Consider the following 6,813-nt stretch of genomic DNA (forward strand, 5'->3'; position numbering starts at 1 on the left):
ACGGCTTACGCCATCCTCTGGACGAGCGCGTTTACCGGTGAAATATAACGATTAAGGTACAAAAACTTATACTGTCTTATATTATTTATAAAACAAACAAAGTTCTGCGGCATCGCAGAACTTTGTTTGTTTTTGTAAATTTTTATTTATCAGCCAATTGCTTCAAATAATTGAAGCTAATCGCCAGGCTTTCGAATGGATCGCGCAAGCATACATCCTGCTCAACGACGTACCATTCCACACCAATCTCGCGGCATCCATCGATGATCGCTTTGTAATTCATATTACCTTCGCCAATCTCAGCAAAAACCTGCTTATTGTCAACAATTGCCATATCCTTCAGATGCACAACTGCCATGCGGCCATCGACAAGCTTAATCATCTCCAGCGGATTTACACCACCAGTTTGTACCCAATACATATCGAGTTCAAAGCCAAAGCTCTCTCTGTTGCTTTCGGACAGCAGTATATCCATGCCTGTCGTGCCGTCGAAATTCGTATATTCAAAATGATGATTATGATAAATAAATTGCAAGCCTTGCTCAGCCAGCTTGGCAGAAATTTCATTGGCGATTGATGCAAATTTCTTATAGCCCTCTGCGCTGGAACGAAACTCTTCCGGGAGGCCTCCAAGTCCAACGTACTTGCAATCCCATAGCTTATGCTGATAAATGACATCTTCCAAATTTTCTGTAAGCGCCTTATAGCTGACATGCGTTGCACAAATTTTAAGGCCAATTTCATCCGCAATTGATTTAACTGTTTCATGCGGGATTGGGCCGATACCGGACACTTGGACAGCCTGGTAGCCAATTTCTTTCACCTTTTGCAAGGAAGCTCGCAAGCCTTCCTCGTCTTTGCAAAATTCCCGCAATGTATACAACTGAGCTGCAATATTCGATAATTTCATATTCTCGCCGCCTTATCTGCAAACGTATTTTAGTGCTGCTAATCTATACTCAGTATAGCATTATGAGCACTTGCCCACTTTACTTACGTTTACATTCGCAGCCTATTCATTTAACTGCTATTGGACTATTTCAAAGATTAACCCTGCTTTAATTGCTTTCCTGCAATGATTTGTATCTTTGAGCCGGCAAGCCTTTTACGCCGGGCGTGAATATGAAGCAGCTTCCCGCCAATGGCTCCGCAAGCAAATGCTCTTCGCTCAGGCCTTCCTTGGCCGATGTAATAAAAAGCTGATCCAAATTATCACCGCCAAAGCAGCAGGACGTAATATTCGTTGCCGGCACTGATATGCTTTCTACTTGCTTGGCAGTAGCCGGATTCCACCTTGATACGCAGGCTCCTCCCCAATGCGCTACCCAAAGCATCCCTTCAGCATCAATTGTCATTCCGTCTGGGAAGCCTTGTTCTTTTTCAATCGTAATAATAGCTTTGCGGTTACTTAATTCGCCTGTTTCAGCATTATAATCGAATTGATGAATCTCTCGGGTAGGAGTGTCGATGTAGTACATTTTTGTATCATCGCTGCTCCAGCAAATCCCATTTGAAATGCTAACATGGCTAACAGCTTGTCTGACTGAGCTGTCACGTTCAAGACAATAGAGCGCTCCTGTCTCAGTTTCGCCCTTCATCGACATCGTTCCTGCCCAAAATCGTCCGGAGCGATCGCATTTTCCGTCGTTCATGCGATTATCGGGCAAATGCTCCTCGACTTTTCCGATTTCGCTCAGCTGCTGAGAAGCCAGCTCCAACCGGTAGAAGCCTGTTTTCATAGCACATATCAAGCTTCCTCTGCCAGCTGGTACAGCTGCACCGATCAAATCATTAAGCTGGATCGTTTTCAGTTCCTCCGTTGCAGGATAATAAAAACGAATCTGCTTGGCTATAATATCTACCCAATAAAAAACTCCTTCATCCTCAAGCCATACAGGTCCTTCGCCCAGCTGCGAGATTGAACCGGCTACTGGTTTAATTGTCATTTAGACGCCTCCTTCGTTGATTCGTATATCTCCTCGCTGTGTAATCAGCCTATTGCAATAACGTACCCTTTACAACCGTCACCGCTTGGCCAGAAATTAATATGCGTTCCTCAGCAACAGCAAGCTTAAGCAGACCCTGTCTTTTGGAAAGCTGCAGCGCCTCCAGCATACTTTTCTGGAGTTTATTGCTCCAGTAGGGACCTAGACAGCAATGAGCTGATCCGGTAACAGGGTCTTCATTAACACCTAGACGCGGATAAAAACACCTTGAAACAAAATCAATATTATCCCGCTCCGATCGGCTTGTTACAATAACCCCTCTTGCATCAACCTGCTTCCATAAATTAAAATCCGGCTTTAAGCTTTGTACTTTTTCTTCATTCTCAAGCTCGATTATATAATCAAGCCTATTCTTTCCTATATACAAGAAGTCCTCACCCAACCCATCCAGCAGCTCCTGCGGCGTGTTGACGGGCGTTTCCTCTTTTTCTAAAGGAAAATCTAGCTCTATCCAGTTGTCCTGCTTAGCTGCCAGCAATGTCCCGCTCTTAGTAGTAAACCTTAATACACTTTCTTGGCTTATTTGCTCTTCCCATAAAATATGCGCACTTGCCAACGTTGCATGGCCGCACAAATCAACCTCGCTTTCAGGTGTAAACCATCTTAGCAAGTAGCCTTCCTCTTGCTTGATCAGAAAGGCTGTCTCTGACAAATTCATCTCAGCAGCAATTTCCTGCAGCCGATAATCAGTAATTTCAGCATCCAGCAAGCATACTGCTGCTGGATTGCCCCCAAAAGGCTTATTTGTGAAAGCGTCCACAATATATAGTTTCATCCTTTAAACGCCTCCAGTTTATCCACGTGCCAAGATGATCTACAAAAATAATATTCCCTATTGCCTTCATATTTCCTTCTTTACTTATATGCGAGCTGCTTCAATCCACTTATTAATGACGACTATCAGATTTTCCTTATTTCGTACTACATCATTCATATTGGCAAACTTTATAATTGCTCTGTCATCCGCCACCCATTCTAGCAAGCCTGTAGGATCGTCCATTATGCGCCCGTTAGCTGCACGCTGCTTTATCTTTGCGCCACAATGAAAAATAAGTCTGAAGAAACCTTTTCCTTGCAAATTGAATGTAATTCTATCGTCATTGTCCACGCAAAAACTAGGGGCTTTCCATTTCACGTGCTCTGTCAGTTGATCATATGCACTTAAAATGATAGCACGCACCTCTTCGATTTCAAGCTTCAAAGGATGCTCCAAATCCTCCATAAATAGTGCTGCTTCTTGTTCGCCAGTCAGTTTAGATTTTTTTGAGGGCGATGGCATGAATGAGTCTCTCCTTCTATTTAATAGTCATAATCATTTCTGCTCTTTAAATACTGCTTTATTTCACGAAGCTCCTGCAATATTTCTTTTGTATGCTGTCTGTTATGTGAGTAATCTACACCTATCCGGACGGATAGAGCAGTTAGAAAAACACCAATTAAGACCATTAATAATGTTCCCATACTCATTAATCCTCCAGTTTCTATAACATTGCAGCTCAATTGTACCATATTTACCCAATACTTTTCTGTTATTTGCCAATAACAAGGATGAATGGCTCCGCCGTCCTTTAGAAAGGCGCGTTTACCGTTGAAATATAAGAGCAGATACAAGATTACAAACTTATACTTTCTTATATTTCAAAAAAGAACCTATCGGTGATCTAACTTGCCGTCATCGTGAAGAACAAACGATGCGTCATTGCGGTACGGTCATCCATGACCGTTAGAACCAAAATGCAGTTTTTTTGTTGCATATGCGGACACTTATGACCATTAGAAGATATTTCCGCCGAATTCTTGAGCTTTTTTCGCGCTAACGGATATTTCTGTCCGCTAGAAAGTGGAAGTTGACGAAAAGTGAGCGCTAACGGTCATCACTGTCCGTATCGTTAGGATCATTTGAGCTCACCAGCCGCATCATACGCCAAACATACAGAACTACGCCATCTTCATCCCTGTTGCACCGTGTGCATACTTCATATTAAGCCATGAAAGTAATCCTTTAGAATCTGCTTAACATTCCTCGTTTCTTCCATGTCTCTGGCTTCTCAACAAAAAAAGCCCTTGCCGCACGGCAAAGGCTTCACTTCCATTAGAAAATTTTTTTCACTACCTTGCTGCATCTTCCTTCTCGAGTTTTGCAACAGCAGCTTCACTGACATCAACACGCTTCATAAACAGTGTTAACAGCAAGGCTACTACAGAAGTAATCGCTGAAATAACAAAAGTAAATTGAATTCCCTCCAGCAAAGCAAGCTGCGAGATATGAGCTTTCACCTCAGCAGTAATTGTAGCAGGATCCAATCCTGACATTTGCTCGACAGCGCTCTTTTCAGCTCTGGAGTTCATAATCGTAATAAAGATGGCTGTACCGATTGCGCCTGCAACCTGCTGTACGGTGTTATTGACGGCCGTACCATGCGGGTTAAGCCGTGTCGGCAGCTGATTCAAGCCGTTAGTCATAAGCGGCATCATAACCATTGAAATACCAAACATACGAGCGCTATACAGGAAAATAATATATCCAATCGAAGTATCCACTTGCAGATGCGAAAGCATGTAAGTTGTTAATGTTGTAATAGACAAACCAACAAAACCAAGTACTCTAGGTCCAAATTTATCGAAAAGCTTGCCTGTTATCGGTGACATAATACCCATAACGATAGCGCCAGGCAGCATCATCAAGCCAGAATCAAACGGTGTAATGCCGCGAACGGACTGGACATAGGCAGGTGTAAGAATCATGCCTGAAAACATAGCTGCAGCATTCACAACGGAAATGATGGAGCTTAATGCGAACATCGGATATTTATACACTGTTAGGTTCAATAACGGTTCTTTCAGCTTGAACTGACGAATTACAAAAGCGATGATGGCGACAGCGCCAATCGCAATTGTTCCATAAACCGTTATATCTGACCAGCCAGCACTGCTTGCTGCACTGAAGCCGTAAAGCATACCGCCGAAACCGATCGAAGATAATAGAACAGACGTATAATCGAGAGATGATTTTTTCGTTGGCATCACGTTTTCCAGCTTCCATACTGCTAGCAATAAGCTGAGAATGGCAAATGGAATAATCATTTCAAACAATAAGCGCCAGTGGTGATATTCAACGATATAGCCTGACAATGTCGGTCCAAGAGCAGGCGCTGTAATCATTACAAGTCCAAATACACCCATCGCTGTACCGCGTTTCTCTCTCGGAAAGCTGATAAGCATAATGTTCATCAGCAAAGGCGACATGACAGAAGAGCCTGCAGCCTGGATCATACGGCCGGTTAGCAACAATCCAAAGCTAGGCGCAACAGCTGCAACAATCGTCCCTAATGTAAAGAGCGACATCGCTACAATAAATAATGTTCGGTTCGTAAACTTCAAAAGTAAAAACGCGGATACCGGAATTAATATACCGCTGACAAGCATGTAGCCTGTGGATAGCCATTGTACAGTGGAATACTTCTCGATGCCAAGATCGGCCATAATCGATGGCAAGGCAACGTTCATTAGCGAGTTATTTAGAAACGATACAAATGCGCCAAAAAACAAAATACCTATCATGAAATAGGGCGGTTTTTTTAAAGTTTTTAATTCGCTCATCCTACTTTTTTTCTCCTATCATTATTAAGTATAAAATAAGGTCACTCGATGATTTTATATCATGAGTACAAAAATATCAAGTTTTTATACCGCAAGTACAAAACCGTTGTAAATGTCATTATTTATGATTACAATGTAAGGAGTATATAAATAGAGGAGAGGCGCTGTATGAATAAACGAAAAAAAGTGGTTGTAGACCATGCCTTGGCACTCTTTATAGAAAAAGGCATTCAACAGTCGTCAATCCAGGATATAATCGAGCGTGCAGGCATTTCCAAAGGAACGTTCTACAATTATTTCAGCTCCAAAAACGATTGCGTCGGCGCGATATTAGAATTAATTCGTTATGAAGCCAGCATCAGCCGCAGTGAACTGCTTATCGGCAAAGATAAAAAAGATCTTTCCGTATTAGTACAGCAAATCGCAACCATTTCAATATTGAATGCAAGCCGGAATTTGTCGGCTATATTTGAAGAAATATTTCATTCTGGAGACATAGAATTAAAAAAGCTTGTTTTAACCTTTCGCTTATTCGAAATGGAATGGCTCGCCGATCGGCTTGTCGACGTTTTTGGCGAAGAGCTGCGTCCGCATGCGTTGGAAGCTGCCACTATCTTTTATGGCATTCATCATCATATTACCTTCACTGGCAGAATTATCGATCAGACTGATCTTAATTTATTGAAGGTATCACATACAGTTTTTCATTACATGAAGCATATTATTCAATCGTTAGTGAACGAAAAAACCGCTTTGCTTGACAATAAAAAGTTAGCACTGCTGCGGACAAAGCTCCGCTTTAACCGTATAGATAAACAGGAAATTATCCTTTTAATCGATGAGCTTAGATCAAGTGCTCAATTAACTAAGCCGCAGGCTGATTTGACGAGTGCGATGCAAGCTGAATTAAAGCATGAGCCTGTAAGAGAAGCGGTTTTAACCGCCTTGCTCCAGCCTCTCATTAATGCCTTCCAAGGCTCAGACTTTATAGATCAAGCGAGGGAAATTACAAGCTTGACTTGGATGTATTTGAAGCAATAAGATAAAGCACTCCCAGCGGGAGTGCTTTATACTTTTTAGCAGGCAAAGAAGACAATCTTCGGTTGCCTATATGTATGATATGGACACACGTTCCGTTATTTGCCTTAAAACAGCCATTTATTTAATTTGGCGGTCACACATTCCGCTATTCGTGTCTGAATGGGGT

The 6,813-nt window shown here is 42.2% G+C and carries 7 protein-coding genes; 1 reads left to right on the plus strand and 6 read right to left on the minus strand.

Annotated features, from left to right (window positions below; translation table 11 throughout):
* Window positions 1–142: 142 nt before the first annotated feature.
* The 6 genes from V1L65_RS06775 to V1L65_RS06800 form a co-directional block, all read right to left on the minus strand.
* Window positions 143–910 carry a sugar phosphate isomerase/epimerase family protein gene (locus V1L65_RS06775; protein ID WP_331698335.1) on the minus strand — a complete coding sequence of 256 codons (768 nt, stop codon included), beginning with the start codon at window positions 908–910 and terminating at the stop codon, window positions 143–145.
* Between the two features lie 148 nt (window positions 911–1,058).
* The gene (locus V1L65_RS06780; protein WP_331698336.1) at window positions 1,059–1,946 is read right to left on the minus strand and encodes an SMP-30/gluconolactonase/LRE family protein; all 888 of its coding nucleotides are present in this window, start codon (window positions 1,944–1,946) and stop codon (window positions 1,059–1,061) included.
* A gap of 49 nt (window positions 1,947–1,995) precedes the next feature.
* Entirely contained in the window at window positions 1,996–2,781 is a 786-nt protein-coding gene (locus tag V1L65_RS06785) for a PhzF family phenazine biosynthesis protein (RefSeq protein WP_331698337.1), read from the minus strand.
* An 84-nt stretch (window positions 2,782–2,865) separates the two neighbouring features.
* Window positions 2,866–3,285 carry a DUF1801 domain-containing protein gene (locus V1L65_RS06790; protein ID WP_331698338.1) on the minus strand — a complete coding sequence of 140 codons (420 nt, stop codon included), beginning with the start codon at window positions 3,283–3,285 and terminating at the stop codon, window positions 2,866–2,868.
* A 20-nt stretch (window positions 3,286–3,305) separates the two neighbouring features.
* Window positions 3,306–3,467 carry a hypothetical protein gene (locus V1L65_RS06795; protein WP_331698339.1) on the minus strand — a complete coding sequence of 54 codons (162 nt, stop codon included), beginning with the start codon at window positions 3,465–3,467 and terminating at the stop codon, window positions 3,306–3,308.
* A gap of 648 nt (window positions 3,468–4,115) precedes the next feature.
* Window positions 4,116–5,606: an MDR family MFS transporter gene (locus V1L65_RS06800; protein WP_331698340.1), complete on the minus strand. Its 1,491-nt coding sequence runs from the start codon at window positions 5,604–5,606 to the stop codon at window positions 4,116–4,118.
* 168 nt (window positions 5,607–5,774) lie between these two features.
* On the opposite strand from V1L65_RS06800, the gene V1L65_RS06805 reads away from it, so the two are divergent.
* The gene (locus V1L65_RS06805; RefSeq protein WP_331698341.1) at window positions 5,775–6,647 is read left to right on the plus strand and encodes a TetR/AcrR family transcriptional regulator; all 873 of its coding nucleotides are present in this window, start codon (window positions 5,775–5,777) and stop codon (window positions 6,645–6,647) included.
* Window positions 6,648–6,813: the final 166 nt, after the last annotated feature.

It is taken from the genome of Paenibacillus sp. IITD108 (genome assembly GCF_036541265.1).
Lineage (GTDB): Bacteria > Bacillota > Bacilli > Paenibacillales > Paenibacillaceae > Pristimantibacillus.

Excerpts from the sequence above, each read along its gene's own strand:
- V1L65_RS06775 (WP_331698335.1), bottom strand. The coding sequence starts at position 910 with ATGAAATTATCGAATATTGCAGCTCAGTTGTATACATTGCGGGAATTT.
- V1L65_RS06780 (WP_331698336.1), bottom strand. The coding sequence starts at position 1,946 with ATGACAATTAAACCAGTAGCCGGTTCAATCTCGCAGCTGGGCGAAGGA.
- V1L65_RS06785 (WP_331698337.1), bottom strand. The coding sequence starts at position 2,781 with ATGAAACTATATATTGTGGACGCTTTCACAAATAAGCCTTTTGGGGGC.
- V1L65_RS06790 (WP_331698338.1), bottom strand. The coding sequence starts at position 3,285 with ATGCCATCGCCCTCAAAAAAATCTAAACTGACTGGCGAACAAGAAGCA.
- V1L65_RS06795 (WP_331698339.1), bottom strand. The coding sequence starts at position 3,467 with ATGGGAACATTATTAATGGTCTTAATTGGTGTTTTTCTAACTGCTCTA.
- V1L65_RS06800 (WP_331698340.1), bottom strand. The coding sequence starts at position 5,606 with ATGAGCGAATTAAAAACTTTAAAAAAACCGCCCTATTTCATGATAGGT.
- V1L65_RS06805 (WP_331698341.1), top strand. The coding sequence starts at position 5,775 with ATGAATAAACGAAAAAAAGTGGTTGTAGACCATGCCTTGGCACTCTTT.